At 34.4% G+C, this 21,601-nt stretch carries 14 protein-coding genes; 3 read left to right on the top strand and 11 right to left on the bottom strand.

Translation table 11 applies throughout. From position 1 onward, the window contains the following. The first annotated feature begins 9 nt into the window (after positions 1-9). Positions 10-363 carry a PilZ domain-containing protein gene (locus HL41_RS03125; protein ID WP_038061822.1) on the top strand — a complete coding sequence of 118 codons (354 nt, stop codon included), beginning with the start codon at positions 10-12 and terminating at the stop codon, positions 361-363. On the opposite strand, the gene HL41_RS03120 is transcribed toward HL41_RS03125, so the two are convergent. Then, positions 314-3,766 carry an AAA family ATPase gene (locus HL41_RS03120; RefSeq protein WP_038061825.1) on the bottom strand — a complete coding sequence of 1,151 codons (3,453 nt, stop codon included), beginning with the start codon at positions 3,764-3,766 and terminating at the stop codon, positions 314-316. The genes HL41_RS03125 and HL41_RS03120 overlap by 50 nt on opposite strands. A 149-nt stretch (positions 3,767-3,915) precedes the next feature. Here HL41_RS03120 and HL41_RS03115 point away from each other — a divergent pair, with 149 nt between their 5' ends. Both HL41_RS03115 and mfd read left to right on the top strand, forming a co-directional pair. Then, positions 3,916-6,438, top strand: coding sequence for a sensor domain-containing phosphodiesterase (locus tag HL41_RS03115; protein ID WP_038061828.1), 2,523 nt, complete (start codon positions 3,916-3,918; stop codon positions 6,436-6,438). 72 nt (positions 6,439-6,510) lie between these two features. Next, the gene (gene mfd, locus HL41_RS03110; protein WP_051754464.1) at positions 6,511-9,930 is read left to right on the top strand and encodes a transcription-repair coupling factor; all 3,420 of its coding nucleotides are present in this window, start codon (positions 6,511-6,513) and stop codon (positions 9,928-9,930) included. Here mfd and HL41_RS03105 read toward each other — a convergent pair. The 10 genes from HL41_RS03105 to HL41_RS03060 form a co-directional block, all read right to left on the bottom strand. Then, a complete protein-coding gene (locus HL41_RS03105; RefSeq protein ID WP_038061831.1) occupies positions 9,907-10,758 on the bottom strand; it encodes a PilZ domain-containing protein in 852 nt (283 codons plus the stop codon). The two genes, mfd and HL41_RS03105, sit on opposite strands and share 24 nt — an antisense overlap. 6 nt (positions 10,759-10,764) lie before the next feature. Then, complete coding sequence (locus tag HL41_RS03100) at positions 10,765-12,927, bottom strand: ATP-dependent helicase (protein WP_038061833.1); 2,163 nt, start codon at positions 12,925-12,927, stop codon at positions 10,765-10,767. A gap of 41 nt (positions 12,928-12,968) precedes the next feature. Then, positions 12,969-14,177: an ABC transporter permease gene (locus HL41_RS03095; RefSeq protein WP_081856461.1), complete on the bottom strand. Its 1,209-nt coding sequence runs from the start codon at positions 14,175-14,177 to the stop codon at positions 12,969-12,971. Beyond that, positions 14,174-15,391 carry an ABC transporter permease gene (locus HL41_RS03090; RefSeq protein ID WP_038061839.1) on the bottom strand — a complete coding sequence of 406 codons (1,218 nt, stop codon included), beginning with the start codon at positions 15,389-15,391 and terminating at the stop codon, positions 14,174-14,176. Before HL41_RS03090 ends, HL41_RS03095 begins: the two co-directional genes overlap by 4 nt. Continuing rightward, positions 15,375-16,064 carry an ABC transporter ATP-binding protein gene (locus HL41_RS03085; RefSeq protein ID WP_235181310.1) on the bottom strand — a complete coding sequence of 230 codons (690 nt, stop codon included), beginning with the start codon at positions 16,062-16,064 and terminating at the stop codon, positions 15,375-15,377. The genes HL41_RS03090 and HL41_RS03085 overlap by 17 nt, the downstream gene beginning before the upstream one ends. Continuing rightward, complete coding sequence (locus HL41_RS03080; protein ID WP_022855828.1) at positions 16,049-17,248, bottom strand: efflux RND transporter periplasmic adaptor subunit; 1,200 nt, start codon at positions 17,246-17,248, stop codon at positions 16,049-16,051. Before HL41_RS03080 ends, HL41_RS03085 begins: the two co-directional genes overlap by 16 nt. Next, on the bottom strand, positions 17,245-18,528 hold the full coding sequence (locus tag HL41_RS03075) for a TolC family protein (RefSeq protein ID WP_038061842.1): 1,284 nt from the start codon (positions 18,526-18,528) through the stop codon (positions 17,245-17,247). Before HL41_RS03075 ends, HL41_RS03080 begins: the two co-directional genes overlap by 4 nt. Before the next feature lie 130 nt (positions 18,529-18,658). Next, complete coding sequence (locus HL41_RS03070; protein ID WP_038061845.1) at positions 18,659-20,044, bottom strand: amino acid permease; 1,386 nt, start codon at positions 20,042-20,044, stop codon at positions 18,659-18,661. Between the two features lie 59 nt (positions 20,045-20,103). Beyond that, the gene (locus HL41_RS03065) at positions 20,104-20,718 is read right to left on the bottom strand and encodes a MarC family protein (RefSeq protein WP_038061848.1); all 615 of its coding nucleotides are present in this window, start codon (positions 20,716-20,718) and stop codon (positions 20,104-20,106) included. Further along, positions 20,709-21,596: a lysylphosphatidylglycerol synthase transmembrane domain-containing protein gene (locus HL41_RS03060; protein WP_038061851.1), complete on the bottom strand. Its 888-nt coding sequence runs from the start codon at positions 21,594-21,596 to the stop codon at positions 20,709-20,711. The genes HL41_RS03065 and HL41_RS03060 overlap by 10 nt, the downstream gene beginning before the upstream one ends. Between the last annotated feature and the right edge of the window lie 5 nt (positions 21,597-21,601).

Raw genomic sequence — 21,601 nt, 5'->3', positions numbered from 1 at the left:
GAGTTTTTTATGTATGAAAAAGATAAAAGGTATTATACCCGCTATAAGATTCGTTTGGAGGGTAAGGTTGCTACAGAGAAAGGGCAGGTTTTTCAGGTAGAGATTTTAGATTTAAGCATAGAAGGTGCTCGCCTAAAAACTGATAGAGATATACCTTTGTATGAAGGAGATATTATCAACTTATTGATAAAATGGAAAAGTTCTATCAAATGTAAAGCAGAAATTAGGTGGGTAAAAACCGAAAGGTTTAACACAGAATTTGGGGTAAAATTTATCGAAATGCCTATGAAAGATAGAGAAACTTTAACTTCTCTTATCTCTGAGCATGCTTTAACCAATCTTCTGGATACCTACCTTCGTTAACCCTTTCAAAGGGTTTTATGATAAAAACCTTAGAGATTCCTTTTTCTTCCATGGTTACCCCTAAAAGGGTATCTACTTCTTTCATCACGTTAGGATTATGGGTTACAAGGATAATTTGAGAATTTTTCTTTATAAGATTTAATAACCTGATGAATTTAAGAGAATTTTTTTCGTCAAGTGGTGCATCCACCTCGTCAAAAATACAGAATGGTCCTGGTTTTACCAGATAAAAAGCTATCAAAATTGCCAATACACACAGAGCTTTTTCCCCTCCGGAAAGCATGTTTAGATGTTTTATGTTTTTTCCTGGTATTTTAACTTGAAAATCAAGTCCCGCGGTTAAAAGGTCATCTCCATTAAAGATAAGTTGAGCATCTCCTCCCTTAAAAATCAGGGAAAAAATTTCAGAGAGCTTTTGGTTTACTTCTTGTAAAGTAGTTTGGATTTTTTCCTTAGAAAGCTGTTTGAGATTTTCGAGAATTTCTTGAAGTTTTGCGATTCCTTTTTCTAAATCTTCTTTTTGATTAAGAAGTTGATGGTATCTTTCAGAAATTACTTCAAATTCTTTGATACTGGCTAAATTTATCTCTTGAAAATTTTTTAAATCTTCTTTTAACTTTTGAATTTCTTTTTCTAAAAGATTTAAATCTATTTTATTATCTAATTCTTCATTTTCAAGAGAAAAGGGATCAAACTCTACTCCTTCTAAAGCTTGTTTTAGATTTTCTAACAAAAGTTTTTTCTCAGTAAGCCTTATTTCCAAGTTATAGATTTGGGTTTCTAAGTTCTTAATCTCTTTTTCTTTTTGTTTTTTTTGTTGCTCTAAAGAACGTAAGTTTTTTTCTACTTCAATTTTTTGTTGATTAACTTTGTCTAAATCTTTTTTTAAACCTTCTATCTCTTTTAAATAAGAATCTTTTTTTTCTCTGACTTCTTTTAATCTTTCTTTTATATGTAGGAGTTGTTGTTGAAGGAGGTCTATAGAATTTTGATATGTTTTTAGATTATTTTTTAGTTTTTCAGTCTGTTTTTGAATCTCTGTTTTTCTTTGTAAAAGGCTATCTCTTTTGGTTTTTATTTGGATTGTTTCTTGGAGAAGTTTGTTTAACGAAGTTTCTATGTCTTTAATTTGTTTTTCTAAACCAGTTATTTCTGCCTTGGTTTTTTGATAGGTTTCTTTATTTTTTTCTAATTCATTTTTAACGAGATGGAACTGATTTTCAATTTCTTCTTTTTCCTGGTTAAGTCTATTAATCTCTTGACTGATTTGATTCAGTCTTTCTTTAACATTGCTTTCTTTTTCTTCGATTTTTACCCATGAAAGTTGAAAATTTTGTTTTTGTTTTTGTATGTTTTCTATCTCAGCTTTTAGCTTTTTTATTTCATTTAAAAATTGATTGCGTTTAGTTTGATAAGAAGATAACCTTTCTTTTAGATTTTGTTCTTCTAACGTTAAGGCTTTAAGTCTATCTTCAACCTGTATTTTTGCTTGATAAAGTTCTTCTAATTCCTTTTGAAGACGAATCTTACCTTCATTTTTTTTCTTTAAAACATAAATAAACCCAAATGGAGTAAAAAGTAAACCTTCTTTTTTAACATAGATAAAACGAGGATTTTTGGCATAACTTTCTAAAAGTGCTTCTGTAAGCTCTCCCTCTTTTTTTATTTCAAAAAACCTTATAAACTCTGGATTTTTAAGGAAAAGGGGGGTATTTTCTTTTACGTATCCTGAGATTGTTTTGATATGAGGGATTCCCTCTATTAAAAGAGCGTTTAGATCTTCTTTAAACACTATTTCTAATAAGTCCAAATCTTCCTTTTCTTTTACATTCAAAAAATTTGGCAAAAAATCAACATGAAAGGGTAAGTTTTTAAAAGAGTTTTTATCTTTGTTAGGTAATAACCTGTTGATTAATAAAATTCTTTCTTCTATAGATTTTTTTTCTCCCTTTAAGTTTTCGGCAGCAAGTTTTAGCTGGTTGGATTTTTGTATGAGTTTTTCTATTTCTTTAGATAGAAGTTCTTCTTCGTTGGTTAATTTTTTTAGTTTTTGCTCTTTTTCATCGATTAAATTATTCCATAAAGTACTTTCTTTTTCTAATTTTTCTTTTTCTAACTTTAAATTTTGATAAAACTTTTTAGCGGATTCTTTTTCTCTGGTTAAATTTTGAATTTCTCTCTCAAGAAGATGTTTTTTTTCGTTAAATTTTTCTACCTCTTTTTGCAACCGGAAAAAAGTTTCTTCCTGTGTTTTAAATTCAGATAGTTTTTCTTCATACAGGTTTTTAAGTGTTTCTTTTTGAGTTTTGAGTTTTTCTAACTGAGTTTTTAATTTTTCTGCCTGGTTTTTTAGTTTGTTTAGGGTTTCTTCTATGTTATGATTTTCTTTATCTAAGGCTTCTAACTGCCTTTTTTCAGTTTCTTCTTTTACTTTTTCTTTGTCAATCCTATGCACAAGGTCTCTTTCTTCTCTTAGTAGGTTGCCAAATCTTACTTCCCAGTCTTTATAGATTTTTTCTTTACTTTCAAGCTCTTCTCTCAAGCTTCTTATGGTATTTTCTAAACCTAAAAGTTTTTGAGAAAGAACGTGCTCTTCGGTTTCTAAAACTTCTATTTGTTTTTCCGTTTGAGAGATTTCTTCTTTTAAACCTAAGATGTTAGTTTCTATTTCCTTTTTTTCTTGATGGTTTTTTTTCCAAAGATATAGGTTTTTTTCTGCTATTAGTTTTTCTAACCTTTGTTTAAGATTAAGGTATTGTTTGGCTTCTTCAGCTTGTTTTTTAAGATGATGATATTGATTTTCTACCTCCTTTAACACATCGTTTAATCTGATTAGGTTTTCTTCAGTAAGTTTTAGGTTTTTTTTGGTTTCTTCTTCGGTGATTTTAAACTTAGAAACCCCTGCCAAGTCTTCTAAAAATATTCTTCTTTCTTTAGGTGAAAGTTCTATAAACTTAGATACTTCTCCCTGGTCTATGATACTATAAGATTGGGTGTTGATCCCTAATTCTAAAAACAAAAACTGGATGTCTTTAAGTCGGCAAGGCTTTTGATTAATAAAAAATTCACTTTCTCCGTTTCGGTAAAATCTTCTGGTAATGACTACCTCCGGAAAATCTTTGTATTTTTCCCATACTGGAGGGTCATGGTTTATGGTCATCCTTACTTCAGCAAAATCCACCTTTTTTTTGTCTTCATTACCTGCGAAGATAAGGTCTGAAAGCTCTTTAACCCTGAGTTTTTTAGGACTTTGTTCCCCTAAGACCCATTTAATTGCATCAAGGACGTTACTTTTTCCAGCTCCGTTTGGCCCTACTATCCCTGTAATTCCTGGTGAAAATGGAATGGTAACTTTATAAGGGAAGGACTTAAAACCGTAGATTTCTATTTTCTTTAGAAACACAGGTGTATTATATCATCGATTTAAGAAATTGCACCATCTATCTTGATTGGTTCATTAGTTTTTCTGCTTAAATGTTTACAAAATTTTCAAGAAAGAGTACATTAAAGAATAGATGAAGGATAGGTTTAAAGAAGTAAATAGGAGGTTTCATGGTTGTAAATGAAAAAGAGGTTCATTTAAAAGATATCGCCGAGGCTATTTTAGAGGCTCCTTCGGTAGGGGTGCTGATTTATCAGGAAAACATAGTTTATGCTAATAAGTTTTTCTTAGAACTTACCGGATATTCCTTAGAAGAGTTAAACAGGATGAGTATTTTGGATATTTTTCCAGCTGAAGAAAGAGAATATCTTAAATCTGTAGTGGAAAGAAGACTTAGAGGGGAGAGGTTTACAAGGGTTTATAAGGAGTTAAAAATTTTAAGGAAAACTGGGGAGATAAGGTATACCCTTACTTTTGCTAACACCATCACCTATCAGGGTAAGCCAGCAGGTTTTGTGGTTTTGATAGATATTACCAGGCAGAAGAGGCTTGAAAACATAGTTTTGATGCTTAGAGAGGTTAACCAGACGATAACCAGTTCCCTAACTGAAGAGGAGGTTTTTGAGAAGATTTGTAAGAACCTGGTAGAGAAGATAGGGCTTAGGTTTGTGTGGGTAGGATTTCCTGATTGGAAGACACTACTTATAAAACCTAAGTATTACTATGGATATGAGGCAGGATATCTAAAAAAAATAAAGGTTTCAATAAGTGCCGAGGTGCCTGAAGGAAGAGGACCTGTAGGCACCGCCCTCAGAGAAAATAGAGTTACCATAATCTCTGACATAAGAACTGACCCTCGTTTTTATCTTTGGAGGGAAGAAGCTTTAAAGAGGGAGTATCTTTCAGTAGCAGGGATACCTATCTATAAAGATGGTAATCCTTATTGTGTGTTAGGGCTTTATGCCAAGGAGCCCAATTTTTTTACCGATGAGACTTTAGGGCTTTTAGAGGAGCTTAAAGGAGACATAGAGTTTGCGTTAAAGAGGATAGAGGAGATTAGAAACAATGTTATCATCTCTCAAGCTCTTCTTAAATCTCCGGCAGCTGTATTTATTTTAGACGAAGAAGGCAAGATAGTTTTTTGCAACGAGACAGTGTTGAGGGGATGTGGTAGGTCTTTTAATGAGATTGTTGGTCAATCTATAGAGATGTTTGGTTTTAAGTTATCGGATGGTTCTGATTTTTATCCTGTATTTTTGAAGTTTGTATCTCAAGAAGGAGATAAATTTGAGGATGTATTGTTTTGTTCTATAAAAAAAATATATATGGAGATGAAGATTTATCCCATAGAGATTGGAGGAGGGGTAAGAAGGTTTATTTTTTTAGGCAGGGATGTTAGTGAGGAAAGGGAGTTGATAGCCAAGTTAGAGAAGGTTATGTTAGAGGATCCTTTGACAGGTCTTTTGAATGTTGAAGGTTTTGAGAGGAGGGTTAACAAGCTTTTAGGTGAAGTGGTTGAGGGATTTTTGGTAGTTATAGATATATCTAATTTTACCTACATCAACCGGACTTATAGTTTTGAGGTAGGAAATAGGGTTTTAAAGGAGATTGGTAAGGTTTTACAGGGTATTTTCCCAGGAAGTAAGGATTTGATAGCTCGACTTGGGGCAGATGAGTTTGGATGTTTTCTGAGGAAGGAAGATTATGGAGATGTAAGGGGGTTGATAGATAGGCTTGGTTTGGTTAAGGAGATAAGGGTAGAGGTAGATGGGCAGGAGATAGTGGTTGCTACTAACGTAGGTATTGGTTATTATCCAGGAGACGGAAAAAGTGTAAGGGAGCTATTGGAGAAGGCTTCATTGGCGCTAAGTGAGGCAAAGAGGGGAGGGGCAGGTGAGTTTAGATTTTTTGCTTCACATATGGAGTTAAAGGCCCAGGAGATTATTTCTTTAGACCAATTGTTAGAGAAGGCTTTAGAAAATAGGTGGTTTGTGTTTTTTTATCAGCCATATTTTAGGGCAGAGGATTTGAGGCTGGCAGGGTTGGAGGCATTGGTTAGAATAAAGGTGGATGGTAAGATTTATAATCCTTCGGAGTTTATAGACTATTTGGAGAAGAGCCGGTTTTTACCTAAGTTTGAGGAGTGGATGTTTGAGGAGATAGAGGAAAAGGCAAGGAGGTTTAGGGTTCCGATTTCAGTTAATGTATCAGGGAGGTCGTTTAGTAGGAGGGGGTTTGTTGAGAGGTTTTTGAATAAGTTTAGTGGTGAGGATTTGAGTTTAGAGATAACAGAAAGAGTGTTTATAGAGGATGTGGGGTATGCAAGTGATGTGATAAAGAGGTTAAGGGGAAGGGGGATAAGGGTTTTTATAGATGATTTTGGGACAGGATATTGTGCGTTAAGTTATTTAAGGGAATTGGCTGTTGATGTGATAAAGGTGGACAGGAGTTTTATCCAAGGTGTGGTTGAAAAAAAGAGGGATAGAGATTTGGTAGAGGTGATTGTGTTACTGGCAAGAAGGTTAGGGATAGAGAGTTTAGCAGAGGGGGTTGAAACAGAGGAACAGCTTGATATAGTTAAAAAATTAGGTTTTAATTATGTCCAAGGATTTTTGTTAGAAAAACCGTTGCCAGAGGAAGAACTTCTTTCAAAGTATCCAGAAATATTATCTAAGGATAGTCAGAAAACATAATACCATTGACCTTGATTTTTCGGTTTTTTTAATTAAATTTTTAGCCAGTCTTTAATATGTTTAAAGACTAAGATGAACTCTAAAGTGTTTTTATTTAAAAATTTAGAAAAAATTTTTAATAAAAATCAATTTAAACTGTCTTTAAATTCTGATAACATTGGTTTTTTGGCTTGTTTTGTAGCTGAGGCTATAAGAGGTCCTTTCCCTAAGGACCAGGTTGTTTGGGCTATTTTTCCAGAATTTAGTCAAGCAGAAGAGTTTTTTCAAGCCTTTAAAATTTTTTCTGAAGAAAAGATCGGATTATACCCGGAGATAGATTTACTTCCGTTTAAAGACACCTTGTCTTACTCTCAGGAAGAAACCGAAAGATTGGGGATTCTCTGGAACCTAAATCAATATAAAGTGATAGCAGGAGATGTTTGTAGTTTTCTAAAAAAATTGGTTCCTAAGGAAGTGCTTAAAAAAGAGTATGTCTATCTTATCTTAGGAGAAAAGGTAGATAGAGAAGATCTTCTTTTACGGCTTTTAGACCTTGGATACGAAAGGGTAGGGGTTGTTAGGGAAAAAGGAACCTTTACGGTTAAAGGAGGTGTAGTTGATATCTGGTCTCCTAATTATGAATATCCAGTAAGACTTGAGTTTTTTGGAGACCAGATAATAGGGTTAAAACATTTTAACCCAGAGAACCAAAAAAGCTTTTTAAACTTAGAAGAGATAAGTATCGTTCCTTGTAAAGAGGTTTTTTTGCCAGAAGACTTAAAATCACTTTATCAGAGAATTTTTAGTTTGAAAGGAAAGATACCAGAGGACTATCTGTCTAAGTTGCTAACCCAAATAGAGCAAAAAAGTTTTACCGAAAATCCCGAGTTTTTGTTGCCTATTTTTTATGCTCAACCATCTTCTTCTTTTGATTATTTAAAAAAAACACCCTGTTTTTTGGTATATGAACCGGAGTTAATAGAAAATAAGATAGAAAGTTTTTGGGAAAAGATTCGTATAAATGCCCTTAAAGCTAAGGAAAAGGGGAAATTTTTTTTTGAACCAGAGGATGTTTATTTAACTACTCAAGAATTTTTTAATTACCTGGAAAAAGGTAGTTTAATCAAGGCTGGCAAACTTTTTTGGGTTTCTTCTGTCAATGAAGAGACTTTAAACCTTGAGGTAGGGCAAAAGGAAATAGGGATAGTAGCTCCTAACGAAAGAATTGAGGCAGGGTTTAACCTTTTAAAGGTTTCTTTAGAAGAGGGAGATAGGGTTTGGTTGGTTGTAGGTGATTCTCAGATCTCTCAAACCATTTTAGAGGGGTTAAAGGTAAGAGGTATAGAGGATACTAAAGGGTTAGAGTTTAAACAGGGTTATTTAAAACGAGGATTTTATCTAAAAGACCAAAAGTTTTGGGTCACTTCAGAGGTTGAACTTTTTGGAAGAAGCTATTTTAAAGAAAAAAGTTCTAAGCAAGGTCTTAAAAGAGCTAAAGGTTATTTTAGGAAGTTTGAGGATTTAAAACCAGGAGACTTAGTGGTTCATAGGGTATATGGTATAGGAAAATACTTAGGACTAAAAATATTAAACATTGAGGGTGTAGAAGGTGAGTTTTTAGAGATTGAATATGAGGGAGGAGATAAACTTTATTTGCCGGTATTTAGGTTAGACGAACTCTATCCTTATGTCAGTTTAACCGAAAAACCTCCTAAGTTAGACGCTTTAGGGAAGAAAGCCTTTCTAATAAAAAGGAAAAAGATAGAAAAAGAGCTTAGCGAAGTAGTACAAGAGCTGTTATCTCTCTATGCAGAAAGGAAGGCTTTAAAAAGCTATTCTATTCCTTTTCCTGCTTTAGCTTATGAAGAGTTTAGAGCCACTTTTCCTTATGAAGAAACCCCTGACCAGAAGATGGCTATAGAAGAGATTTTGCAGGATCTTTGTAGTAATAAACCGATGGAGAGGCTTTTGGTAGGGGATGTGGGTTTTGGAAAGACAGAGGTAGCCTTGAGGGCTATTTTTGTTGCAGCTTATTCAGGAAAACAGGTAGCTTTTCTTGTTCCTACTACCATTTTAGCAGAGCAACATTATCGTAATTTTAAACCAAGGCTTGAACCTTTTGGGATAAAGGTTGGGGTTTTATCAAGGCTAAGAAGCGAAAAAGAGCAAAAACAAACTTTAAAAAGTCTGGCTGAAGGTGAAATCAAGGTAGTTATAGGTACCCATAGATTACTTTCCCATGATGTAGAGTTTAAAGATTTAGGGCTTATAGTTATAGATGAAGAGCATAAGTTTGGGGTAAGACAAAAAGAAAAATTAAAACGATTGAAGAAAAATGTAAAAGTTCTTTCTCTTTCAGCTACCCCCATACCAAGAAGTTTACAGTTAAGTTTACTTGGGGTTTTTGATCTTTCGGTGATCGAATCTCCTCCTGAAGGGAGAAAACCTATTAAAACCGTTCTAGCAAAATTTGACCCAGAGGTGATAAAATATGCGATAGAAAAAGAACTGGAAAGAGGGGGACAGATTTTTTTTGTAAATCCAAGGATACATGGTCTAAGTTCTTTGGCCAACTACGTTAAAAAATTATGTCCAGGAGTCAAAGTAGAAATCATTCACGGACAGATGTCATCAGAACTTATAGAGAAAAACCTTTATAAATTTTTAAACAAAGAGATAGATATGTTGGTTTGTACCCCTATTATAGGAAGTGGAATAGACATACCTTCGGCTAATACTATCATCATTAACCGGGCTGACATGTTAGGGGTGGCTGACATTTATCAGTTAAGAGGCAGAGTTGGACGTTCTCAAGAAACAGCCTATGCTTATTTGCTTGTACCATCGTTAAAGAATCTTTCCGAAGACGCACAAAAAAGACTTAAAGCTTTGATGAAGTTTACTGATTTAGGCGCAGGTTTTAAATTAGCTTTGAGTGATTTGAAGATTAGAGGGGCAGGGGAGCTTTTGGGAATAAAACAAGCAGGACATATCAATACGGTAGGATATGAACTATATTTAGAGCTCCTTGAAAATACCATAAAAGCTTTAAAAGGGGAAGATATAGAAGACTGGGAGCCAGAGGTTAACCTAAAGGTGCCTGCCTTTATTCCTAAGGAGTATGTTCCTGAGACTGAAGAAAGATTGAGTTTATACAGAGAGTTGGTGGTAAATAAAACCAAAGAGGATTTGTTAGAGTTTATAGAGCTTTTAAGAGATAAATACGGAGAGATGCCTGAACCTGTAAAAAATTTAGTTAAAATCTATCTTTTAAAAATATACATGAAAGATTTAAAGATACCGTTAGTAGAGTTAAGAGGAAACGAACTCATTTTTCTGATAAAAAAGAAGGAAATATTACCTCGATTTAGAGTCCTTAATAAAAAAGGACTTTCTTTTTATACCAAACAGGATAAAAAAGGGACAAAAATTAGTTTTAAACTTCAAGGTAAAAACCCGATAGACCTTGCGGTTGAAGTTTTAGAAAGTTTAAACGAAGGTGGAAAAAGTTAGTAAAGATTTTATCTTTTTCCAAATTTCGTTTTTAAAAGAAAGTAGAAACATAAAATGGAAATAGGTTGAATTTTGTTCGTATCTAAGATTTCTAAGAGAAGAAAGCAATCCAAACTTGATTTTTTTTTCTTTTGAAGGTATTTCAAATTTTAAATAAAACATAAAAAGTTGGTTTAAATCTTCTTCAGAAAAGGATAATAATAAACTGGGGACCTTAACACAAGCCCCTCCACTACTTATGTCTACCAAAACTCCCATCAAGTTATTTTTAGAAATATAATTTTTAAATACAGGGTCAACGTTATTTTGATTATCTATAACCAGGTCATAAAAGTAGATTTCTTGTGTTTCCTCAAAAAATTTAATATCAAAGTTACTTTCTCTTATCAGGTAATAATCTGATTGCAAAAATTGATTACCTATATTTTTTTGCATTATAGACATAAAAACTGGAATGTTCCCGGATATTTTTATCCTTTCGTCATATCTTGGAGGTAAAATTTCGACCTCTAACCGATTGTTTTCTATTTTTTTGACAAGACATTGGAAAATATATCTTATTTGCCCTTCTTGGAGGATTATCAGTATTATTTTTCCTATCTCAAACTTTGAACTATCAAAGACTTGTATTTCGAGGCTGTTACCTGTTATAGGTTTTATGGTAAGATACTCTACTTTGTGTTGAGAATAAAGAAGAATAGCCTTTTTTAAATGAAAATCAAGATTTTGTTTAATATGTGTGGGAAGGTATTCTAAAGATCCTAAAGAAATGTTTCTTTGTAGTACACTTAAAGTAATTTTTTTGGAAAGTTCAACCCGTTCAAGCATAAGTCCTTAGTTTATAACTTTTTCTAACTTTGTATATTTTAGATTGAGAAGGGTAGGACCTTTTTGCGTAAAATTTACCCTAACCTTTTCTTCACTAAGGACCTCCATTACCTCTCCTAAACCAAAGTGGGGATGTTTTACCATATCTCCTACCCTAAAACGAATGAAATTTTCTGTAAAGCTGATTTCACCTATTTTTTTACCGTTATCTGATTCGTTAGTACCCTTTTTTGGTTCCTCTTTTCTGGAATAAATTCTTACCAAATTGGGAGGTAAATCTTTCACAAACTGAGAGATTCGTGCTAAGGTTTTCCCTTCTCCTCTTACGTAGGTCGTTAAAGGAGATATAAGAAATAGATTTTCTCTTGCTCTGGTTACCGCTACATAAAAAAGTCTTCTTTCTTCCTCTAATTCTTCTTCGTTTTCTAAACTGTAAACCGAAGGAAACCTACCTTCTATAAGTGAGATAATAAAAACAGTATGCCATTCTAATCCTTTGGCGGAATGTACGGTAGAAAGGATTAAATGGTCGGTAAGGCTATCAGGATCTTTTTCTGTTATCTCTATAGGTTCTAACATTAAGTCTGTAAGAAATTCTTCTAAAGTAGTGTATTTTTCGGAAAGGTCTATAAGGGCTTCTATATCTCTTTCTCTTCGGTGATAATCTTCATAATATAATCTTTGAAACACAGGCTGATAAAACTCCCAAACTTTTAGTAAACACTGAGAAGGTTTATCTTTAAAACTATTAACTCCGGTTAGGAGAGAGATTAGATTTTTGAACTCTAAAAAAGAAAATTTATAAGGGAGTCGTTCTAAAGAAAAGAATAGGTCGTTAGAGGTTTGTTTGATAGCTTCCAATATCTTTTCTGCTGTTCTTGGTCCAATACCCTCAAGCAGTAAAAGCACCCTGTTCCAGGACAAAAAGTCTTTAGGATTAACCATTATTCTTAAGATAGAAATGAAATCTTTTATATGAGCTGCTTCTAAAAGTTTTAACCCTCCGTATTTTATAAAAGGTATTCCTCTTTTAGCAAGTTCCATCTCTAAATCAAAAGAATGAGAAGCAGACCTAAAAAGCACCGCCATCTGTGAAAGTTTTATCCCTTTTTCTCTTAGTTCTAAAACTTTTTCTGCGATAAACCTGCTTGAATCTGCCTCATCTTCGGCAAAGAATAAAATAGGTTTTTCCCCGTTTTTTCTTAGGGTAAATAAATTTTTCGTATACTTTAGTTTAGATTTAGCGATGATATGGTTGGCTAAGTCTAAGATAGGTTGTGTGCTTCGGTAGTTTTGTTCCAGTTTAATGATTCTAGTGTTAGGGAAAAGTTTAGGAAAATCAAAAATATTTCTATAATTAGCTCCTCTAAATCCATAAATACTTTGAGAATCATCCCCCACTACCATTACGTTTTGATGCCTTTCTCCCATATATCTGATGATCTCCCCTTGAAGAGTATTGGTGTCTTGGTATTCATCTACCATGATAAACTCAAAACGTTTCCCTACTTCCTCTCTTACTTGAGGAAAGTTTTTAAGTATGGTAAGCCAGTTTACTAAAAGGTCATCGTAATCCATTAGATGATGTTCTTTTTTGTAATTTTGATATTCTATCAAAAGCCTTTCTATCTCGTAATAAAAATCTAAAAACTGGGGATAATGGTTTTTTAAAAGTTCTTCTAAGGTTTTTTGTTGGTTTATCATTTTACTGTAAATGTTTGCTAACGTCTCTTTTTTAGGAAACCTTTTTTTGGCCTCAGCAAGTCCTAAGCTATTCCGCAAAAGATTTATCAAATCTTCAGAATCTCCTCTATCAATAATGGTAAAGTTAGAAGGATAACCCAGAAGATAGCCGTAAAACCTAAGCATGTATTGAGCTATAGAATGAAAAGTTCCTCCCATGATCTTATCACAGTCTATTTTTAAAAGAAGTCCAGCTCTTTGAATCATCTCTTTCGAAGCTCTTTTTGTAAAGGTTAATAGCAATATTTTTTCTGGAGGAACTCCTTGTGCTACTAAATAGGCCATCCTTGAGGTAAGAGTTTTAGTTTTTCCTGAACCTGCCCCAGCTATTACCAAAAGGGGACCAAAAATTGTTTGTACTGCCTCAAGCTGGGCAGAATTTAGGTCTTTTAAAAATTCTAACCGGGTGGTTTTTAACACTTTCATGGGTGTTATTATAACGCCTTAAAGAGGTTTTTACAAGAAGTCTAAAAGGATCTTAAGAGTACTATAGGATCCACCTTAGAGGCTTTATAAGATGGATAAACCCCTGCAAAAATCCCAAAAATTATCGTTAACCCTGTAGAGGTAAGGATAGGAATAACAGGAAATATCAAAGGATAGTTAAAAAGAGGCAACAGGATAAGGGTTAAAACCACTCCTAAAACTATCCCTATAATACCTCCTAATAGGGTAACGATTACACTTTCTATCAAAAACTGTAACAAAATGTCTTGTTCTTTAGCACCTAAAGCCTTTCTTATTCCTATTTCTTTTTTACGTTCATTAACCGCAAGGGTCATGATGGCTGTTACTCCTAAAGCACCAACCACTAAACAAAGAACGGAAATACTTTTTACTAGAGAAGAAAAAAGATTGGTTGTTTGGGTTTTAGCTTGAAGAATATCTTCAGCCTTAACTATGGTAAAATCTTTGTTTTTTTCAGTAACCTTATGCCTTTTAGACAGGATGGAATCGATTTGTTTTTCGATAAAGGAAAGGTTTGAAAGGTCTTCTACTGAGATAAAAATACCTCTTATGTAATCAACGTTGTAAATCGCAGAAATAGCTATGGTATAAGGTATAAGTACCTGATCATCCTGGTCTGCATTGCTAGCATCTATCCCTATAGGACTTAAAACCCCGATAACCTTAAAAGGGAGTTTGTTTATAAGAATGGTCTGTCCTACAGGATTTTCTTTTCCAAAAAGTTGTGCTTTGACCTTATTTCCCAAGATTACCACTTTTTTATAGCTTAAAATCTCGTCTTTCAGAAAGTTTCTACCTTCTTCTAAAGAAAACTTTCTTAGTCTTAGATATTCTTCGTTAACCCCGTTTAAAACGGTACTTACCGTGTTTCCCGCATATCTTACGATAGCATCTCCGGTAAAATAGGGAGAAATAAAGCGGATACCACCTATCTTTCGTAAAGCCTCTGCATCTTCAGGTTTAAGAGTAGTGGTTACTTCTGTTTGAATGGCTCTTCCTGCAGAAACCCTTACGTTTCCAGCCACTACCATCAAAACCTCTGGCCCAAAGGTTTCTATTTCTTTTAAAGTCCTGATTTTAGCTGCCTCTCCAAAGGCGTTCATCAAAAGCAAAGAAGAGACCCCGATGATGATACCGATAATAGACAAAACAAGCCTTAACTTCTTATAAAACAATCCACCCCAAAGTAGTTTGTATTTTAACATCATAGGCTTTTTAATAAGATAGAAGGTTCTATTTGGGTGGCTTTATAAGCTGGGATAAGGCTAAAAATGATGGTGGTCAACATAGAAAAACCAAGGCTTATAAAAAAGGTAGCCCAGGAAAAAAGAGGTTTTAAAGGGCTAAAAAAGGAGATAAGTTGCATCAGCCCTAAACTTAACCACCATCCGATAAAACCACTTATTAAAGCTACTATTAAGGCCATGGTAAGATAATGTTGAATTATGTTAGAAGGGGTTGCCCCTAAGGCTAATCTTAACGCTATTACCGGGGCACGCTCTTCTATGTTAGCATACATCAAGTTCATGATGATCACCCCACTTATCACCAAACTGATTACTGAAATAGCTAATAAAAACACGGTAAGTATCCTAGTGGTTGCTGTAAATCTTTCTATGGCCATATCTGGGGTGATAAGTCTAAAATCATCAGGCTGAATACCATAAAGGTTATGGTTTTGTCTTAGTATGCCACGGATAGTTTCTTTAGCCAGCTCTATGTCTGTGTTTTCTTTAAAAAGAATTTTCATCGCATCCAAATAGTCCTTGTTAAACACCCTTCTCATCGCTGTGGTTAAAGGGATTAAAATCCTTTCATCATGTCTAAAATGTCCAAACGAAGGCTTTGGTTCTAAGATTCCTATAACCTCAAAATATTCCCCACCAATTTTTATTTTTTTACCTATAACCTGTTTAGCTTTAATTTTTTGGGGTACTTCTGCTCCCAAAACGCATACCTTAGCCATGTTCTTTAAATCTTGTTCACTAAAGAACCTTCCTTCTTTGGTATACCAGTTGTTAGCTAAACTATAAGACGGAGTCACCCCTTCTATCCTCATTTTTTCAGAAAAACCTTCATAGGAAACTTCAAGAATACCTCTTACCCAAGGAGAGACAAGCTTGACAAACTCAAGTCTTTCTATGTTTTCTACATCCTTCATTTTCATGGTATCTGTTCTTGTGGTAGTAACCCCTATGATTTTTCCTCCTCCAGCAATAACCAGCATGGCATCTTTACCAAACTGAAGGTTAGCTAATACATCTAAGACCTGTTTTTTCGCAGAGGCTCCTAGGGAATAGATGGTGTTTAAAGCCGTTAAACTTATGATCAAAGCTAAAAGCATAAAAACCAGGTTTATCTTGTTTGAAAGAAGTTCTTTTAATGTATCCTTTAAAAAGGCCTGTTTAAACCTGTTTTTCATCTACAAAAATTCCGTCTGCTATGATTTTTATTCTTTTTCCGTTTTTGGCAATTTCTGGGTCGTGAGTAACCATTATAATAGTAAGTCCTTCGGCGTTTAATTCTTTAAATATGTTCATCACTTCTTTACTGCTTGCACTGTCAAGATTGCCTGTAGGTTCATCTGCCAAAAGCAGTTTAGGATTGGTGATCAAGGCTCGGGCTATTGCCACTCTTTGTTGTTGTCCTCCTGAAAGTTCTTTAGGTTTAGCATGAATTCTTTCTCCTAACCCCAATCTTTCAAGCAAAGAAATAGCTCTTTTTTCATCATCTTTAGAAAATCCTTCCGGTCTATAAAGTAAAGGTAACAACACGTTTTCTAAAGCGGTTGCCCATGGGACTAAATGAAAGGCCTGAAAGATAAACCCCAGTTTCCTATTCCTTATATAAGCCAATTTTTTACTGTCAAACTTACTCACCTCTTCTCCTTCTAAAAAATACCTGCCTGAGGTAGGTTTATCAAGAAGACCTATGATGTTTAAAAGGGTCGTTTTCCCACTCCCAGAAGTTCCCATGATTACTAAAAATTCTCCTTGTTCTACCTCTAAGTCTATTCCTTTTAGAACTTGATAGGAAACCTTCCCAATTTGATAGGTTTTTTGAATATCTTCCAGGATTACTATTTTGTCTCCCACAAACCTACTTCCTCACCTTCTTTCAGCCCTTCTACTACTTCGATTTTTCCTTTGGATTCCCAGCCTATTTTAATTAATCTTTTTTCCCATTTATCCCCTTTTTTTACCATCACAAAATAATTTCCTTGGGGGTCTATCTTTACTGCTTTGGAAGGCACCAAAAGTACGTTTTCTTTTTTCCCGGCTATGATGTTAACCTGGGCTGTCATCTCAGGACGCAGTAGATTTTCATAGGGGTCTAAAATTTCAAGCACCACATCATAAAAAACCACGTTATTTTTGATGATAGCACCAGGGTATATCTTTTTTACTTTAGCCCTAAAGACCTTGTTGGGATAGCTGTCTACGGTAAAAGTAGCCTCTTGACCTACTGAAATTTTTCCTATGTCTGTTTCATCTACATAACATTCTACTTGAAGTCTTGAGAGGTCAACCACCGTAATAAAAGTAGGGGCGTTTAACCCTGCTACCACAGTTTCTCCTTGTTGGGTTGTAACCTCTGAAACCACCCCAGAAATAGGGGAGTAAATAAAGGCATAATTAAGTTTAATCTTAGCTGCATTCCAAACATTTTTAGCAGCCTCTACACTGGCTCTGGCGATGGATAACTGCTTTTCATACTCAGATTTTAAAGCCTCAAGATTAGCTTTTTCATATTCTAAAGTAGATTTTTTTACCTCATAATCTCTTTCTAACCGTTCGAGATCATTTTTTGAAATAAGACCTTCCTGGAAAAGCATCTTGTTTCTTTGAAGTTCTCTTTCTATTTGAAGGAGTTCTGCCATAGATGATTTAACTTTTTTAGTTTGTGCTGAGATCTGATGAGGATAAACCTGTTTTATCTTTTCTAAATTGGCTAAGGCTTCTTTATATTCGTTAAAAGCTCTGTTAACCTCTTCCTGAAGGTCTTGATGTTCTATGATGGCTATAAGTTGACCTGCTTTAACCTTATCTCCTGTGGTAACAAAAAGTTTTTCTACCCTTCCTGAAATCCTTGAGCCTACTTTTACTTGAGCTCCGACCTGAGGTTTTACCGCTCCGGTAGCTGTTACCTCTAAATAAATTGTTCCCCTTTCTACCTTGGTAGAAGAAGAAGGTAAAAGGTTAGCCTTTTTTTCTGATTTTTTCTGACACCCCAAAAAAAACAAACAAACGATCAACCATAAAAACACCCATTTTTTCATAAATCTAACTCCGGAATAACACCAGTCATTCTATAAAGTTCGTAGAAGGAATATATCAAGTTATACTTAGACACTGCTACCTTCGACCTTGCTTCTGAAAGCCGGGCTAAAAGGGTGGTTACATCTACGATGCTTGCTAATCCGGTTTCGTATTTCTTTTGAACTATCCGATAGTCTTCTTCCATACTTTTTAACCAGGCAAGGGCGCTTTCAAAGTTTTCTTTAGCTGTTTGATAGTTTTTATAACTGGTAAAAACTTCCTGTTTTATCTGAAGTTCGGTATTTAACTTTTCTAATTTTTTTTGCTCTAACCCTGTTTTTTCTTTATTTAATTCTGCTATTCGTTGGAAACCTGTAAAAATAGGTAGGGTTATCCGAAAACCTGCCGTAAATTCGTTTTGTTTATCAGGAAAAAATTTATCGTCTACCTGATAATAACTACTAAACAGGTCTACGGTAGGGCCAAACTTTCCTTTTATGCTTTTGACCCGATCTTCTTGAGCTAAAACCTCATTTTCTTTGGCTTTAACCTCTGGCCTTTTTTCGAGAGCGGTTTTAAGATAAAAATTTAAATCTTTTATCTCTATGTTTTTTTCGTCCAAAGGTAAAAATTCTATTTCTTCTACCTTAAGGACATCATAGTTTATTAAGGTAAGAACCTTAGCTTTGGCTATGTCTGCGGTATACTTATAGTTAGTCACGTTAAACTCTGCCTGTTTAACCTTGGCTTCAGCATCAAGCACATCTGCATAAGGAGAAAGACCAACCTCGTATTTCTTTTTGGCTAACCTTAAAAGGGTTTTAGCGTCTTCCAGGTCAACCAACGCAGCTTCATACAAGGCCTTTTGTTTAAAGTATTCTAAATAAGCCTGGATAATGTTTAAAGATACATCTAAGATGGTTTTTTTTACCATAAAATCTTGGGCTGATATCAATTTTAAGGCCTCTTGATAGGAGTACCAGGTAGAAAAGCTTGAAAAAATGTTCCAGTTTAAATAAGGACCAAAAGAATGCACCTCCTGATTAGGAAGCCCCTTACCTGGATCTTTTCTGTCAAACTCGTACTTTAAATATAAAAACGGGAAAAAACCAGACCTAACATAGTCTTTATAAAAAACAGAACTTTCCTTATTTTTTATCGCAACCTGTATTTGAGGGTTGTTTTTTAGTCCTAAAAGAATAAGCTCTTTTAGAGATAATACTTCTTTAGCAAAAACAGAGTTTTGAGAGCTTAACAACCAAAAAAAGAAAAACAAAAAAAGACCGATTATTTTCTTCATAAAATCCTCTTATTTTTCGGCTCAAAAATGTGTAAGTAATCACTTAAATATTTATCCTTAAAATCGATTTTGTCAATCTGATTTTAAGGTCATTTTAGAGTTGAAATTTTTTTAACTTAACCAAGACAACTTATTTCGTTTTAAGGTTCATAGAGCTATTTTTATAGCCATACAAAAAGTAGACTAAAATCCCTAAGAAACTCCAAAGAATGAATCTTATCCAGGTATCCATAGGTAACCCACTCATGATAAAAAGCAAAAACAGAAGGTTAATCGGGATTAGTATGTGGGCATAGGGAATCCTAAAAGCAGGTTGATAATCAGGGCGGTATCTGACTAAATAGATAGCTACACCTACTACAAAATAGGCAAAGAGAGTCCCGATGTTTATAAGCTCTGCCAATATCTTTAAAGGGATAAAGCCGGCAAAAATACAAAGTATTAATCCACCGGTTATAGATGCTTTATATGGAGTATAAAATTTTTTATGTATTTCGGCAAAAGGCTTAAAGATAAGACCATCTCTTGCTAAAGCGTAAAGAATCCTAGTGAACCCTATGGCCATAACCAACATAACCGAGGTGATCGTAATTACCGCACTTAAAGAAATAAAGTCTGCTACCGGTTTTTCGTTTATCTTGTACATGGCGTAGGCTAAAGCATCCGGTTTCCCTTCATATTCCCAGTAAGGCAGGATCCCTACCAAAACAAAGGCTACCGAGATATATAGTAACGTGATAACTATAAGAGAAAGGATTATACCTTTAGGTAAGGTTTTTTTAACGTCTTTAGTTTCTTCTGCTAACGTTGCTAAGGCATCAAAACCTAAGTAAGCAAAAACAATAAGAGCAGCTCCTCTCCAGACCCCTTCCCATCCAAAAGGCAAGAAGGGTTGAAAGTTTTCCCATTTAACATGTTTTAACCCAAATAATACAAAAACTAACAAGGTTATTATCTTTAACACCACCACCAAGTTATTAAAAAAAGCACTTTTTCTAATCCCTATGGTTACCAAGATGAAGATTACTAAGACCCCTACAAGGGCAAAAAGGTCCACAAAGGTACCTTGGTTAGGGTTAAAAGGACCTGAAAGGGCTTTAGGTAAGACCCACCCCAAGTTATTTTCTAAAAAAGCCCTTAAATAACCAGACCAACCGGTAGAAACAGCTGCTGTAGCAATCCCGTATTCTAAAAGTACATTCCAACCAACCAACCAAGCCCAAAATTCTCCCAAAGCAAAATATACATAATTATAGGCTCCTCCAGCTAAAGGAAAAGCTGAACAAAACTCTGCGTATACCAAAGCAGTTAATCCTATACCTATTCCTGCAAGGATAAAAGAAAGCAAAATCCCAGGCCCAGCATAAGAAGCTGCAGCCTGTCCGGTTACCACAAAAATACCTGCTCCAACTACCGCCCCTATCCCTATTAAAACGATGTCTTTTAACGAAAGAGCGCGCTTAAGTTTAGAGGTTTGCTGAACAGCATTAAACGGTTTTTTCCTAAAGATATCCATAGTTTTATAATTATAAAAAAATTTTTTAGATTTTAAATACTTTCCTTGCTAAAAACTTGTTAAAAAACCTCTTTTAATCCCTTTAGGATGTATTCTATAGCAATACTTGCCAGAATAAGACCTAAAATTCTCACCACAGCCTTAGTACCAAGTTCTCCCAGATGTTTGAAAATCTGGGTTGAGGCCTTAAGAATAAGATAGGTGATGACTATCACCAGAAAGATCACCCCTGAAAGGGCTAATTTAGTGGTTAAATCAGGGGTTTCCCCTAAGATGATGGTAGTGGTAATTGCCCCAGGACCTGCTAAGTAAGGAATACCTAAAGGAACTACAGAAGGGTCTTCTAACTCTCTTACCTGGGTGGTTTCCTGTTCTGAAGTTTTTACCTGAGTGGTTTTGCCAAAAAGCATCTCTAAGGCGGTTATGAAAAGTAGAGTCCCTCCTGCTATCCTAAAAGAAGAAAGAGAAATTTGAAATAAAATAAGAATGTATTTACCTAACCAAAAAAATAGTAAAAGGGTAATCAAAGCTGTAACACAGGCTTTTAAGGCTATCCTTTGCCTTTCTTTTTCAGAATAACCGCTGGTTATACTTAAAAAGAAAGGTGCCCCAGCTATCGGGTCTATGATCGTAAAAAGAGCGATAAAACTTTTAAACAAAAGGCTTATTTCCATGAAACCTTTGCCTTTAGATAAAAATATAACCCAGGAAGGGCAGAAATAAGGATTAAACTATACCCTAACATCCCTAATAAAACACCATGTTCTATGGAAAACCCTAACAAAGAAACAAAATAACTTAAACCTCCCTCCCTTACACCTAAACCTGAAATACTAATAGGCAAGGCAGCAAGAAAACTAATGATAGGGATCATCACAAAATAATATACATAACTTATGTTTAAATGTAAGGCTTTACCCAAAAGAACAAACTGAAGAACAAAAAAAACCTGGATTAATACCCCAAGAAGTATCGGAAATAGATTATAAGGTAAGGAAACAGGCCTAAAATAGTCCGTAGAATAGATTTTAGTAAAAAATACCGAGATTAAGAAAAAACTTAAAATTGTAGAATAGGTAAGAATGGTAGAAAAATAGTAAAGTTTTTTAGGTAAAAATTGTCCATATAAAGGAAGAGAAATAGAGAGGATAAAAAAAATACCTAAAAGACCATAAAATCTATCGATCATAACGCTAAAGGTGGCTTTTTTAAAGGGAAGGCCCTGTCTGGTTAAAAGAAAAGTCCTTAAAAGGTCTCCTCCCACTATCCCTGGCATAACCGTATTTAATGAAAATCCCATCAGATAGCTTTTTAAAAAGAAAAGATAGCTTTGTTTAAAACCCCAAGTTTCACAGATTTTCTGCCATCTTAAAGCTACCATAAGCTGAAAACTGTTAAAACAAAGAAGGGCAGTTAGATAAAAAGGAAGCGACAGATTTTTAAAAATCTCTTTTAGCTTAACAAAATCGGTTTTTTTAAAAAGAAAAAACAAAATGCCAAAGGTAATGATAAATCTTAAAGCCAGACTTAAGAAATGGTTTATTCTTTTCATTATGG

Origin of the sequence: Thermodesulfobacterium commune DSM 2178, assembly GCF_000734015.1 — a bacterium.
Taxonomy (GTDB): domain Bacteria; phylum Desulfobacterota; class Thermodesulfobacteria; order Thermodesulfobacteriales; family Thermodesulfobacteriaceae; genus Thermodesulfobacterium; species Thermodesulfobacterium commune.
The sequence above is the reverse complement of the archived record's forward strand: the minus strand, read 5'-3'. Positions and strand labels throughout refer to the sequence as shown.

Excerpts from the sequence above, each read along its gene's own strand:
- HL41_RS03125 (WP_038061822.1), top strand. The coding sequence starts at position 10 with ATGTATGAAAAAGATAAAAGGTATTATACCCGCTATAAGATTCGTTTG.
- HL41_RS03115 (WP_038061828.1), top strand. The coding sequence starts at position 3,916 with ATGGTTGTAAATGAAAAAGAGGTTCATTTAAAAGATATCGCCGAGGCT.
- mfd (WP_051754464.1), top strand. The coding sequence starts at position 6,511 with ATGAACTCTAAAGTGTTTTTATTTAAAAATTTAGAAAAAATTTTTAAT.
- HL41_RS03105 (WP_038061831.1), bottom strand. The coding sequence starts at position 10,758 with ATGCTTGAACGGGTTGAACTTTCCAAAAAAATTACTTTAAGTGTACTA.
- HL41_RS03100 (WP_038061833.1), bottom strand. The coding sequence starts at position 12,927 with ATGAAAGTGTTAAAAACCACCCGGTTAGAATTTTTAAAAGACCTAAAT.
- HL41_RS03095 (WP_081856461.1), bottom strand. The coding sequence starts at position 14,177 with ATGATGTTAAAATACAAACTACTTTGGGGTGGATTGTTTTATAAGAAG.
- HL41_RS03090 (WP_038061839.1), bottom strand. The coding sequence starts at position 15,391 with ATGAAAAACAGGTTTAAACAGGCCTTTTTAAAGGATACATTAAAAGAA.
- HL41_RS03080 (WP_022855828.1), bottom strand. The coding sequence starts at position 17,248 with ATGAAAAAATGGGTGTTTTTATGGTTGATCGTTTGTTTGTTTTTTTTG.
- HL41_RS03075 (WP_038061842.1), bottom strand. The coding sequence starts at position 18,528 with ATGAAGAAAATAATCGGTCTTTTTTTGTTTTTCTTTTTTTGGTTGTTA.
- HL41_RS03070 (WP_038061845.1), bottom strand. The coding sequence starts at position 20,044 with ATGGATATCTTTAGGAAAAAACCGTTTAATGCTGTTCAGCAAACCTCT.
- HL41_RS03065 (WP_038061848.1), bottom strand. The coding sequence starts at position 20,718 with ATGGAAATAAGCCTTTTGTTTAAAAGTTTTATCGCTCTTTTTACGATC.
- HL41_RS03060 (WP_038061851.1), bottom strand. The coding sequence starts at position 21,596 with ATGAAAAGAATAAACCATTTCTTAAGTCTGGCTTTAAGATTTATCATT.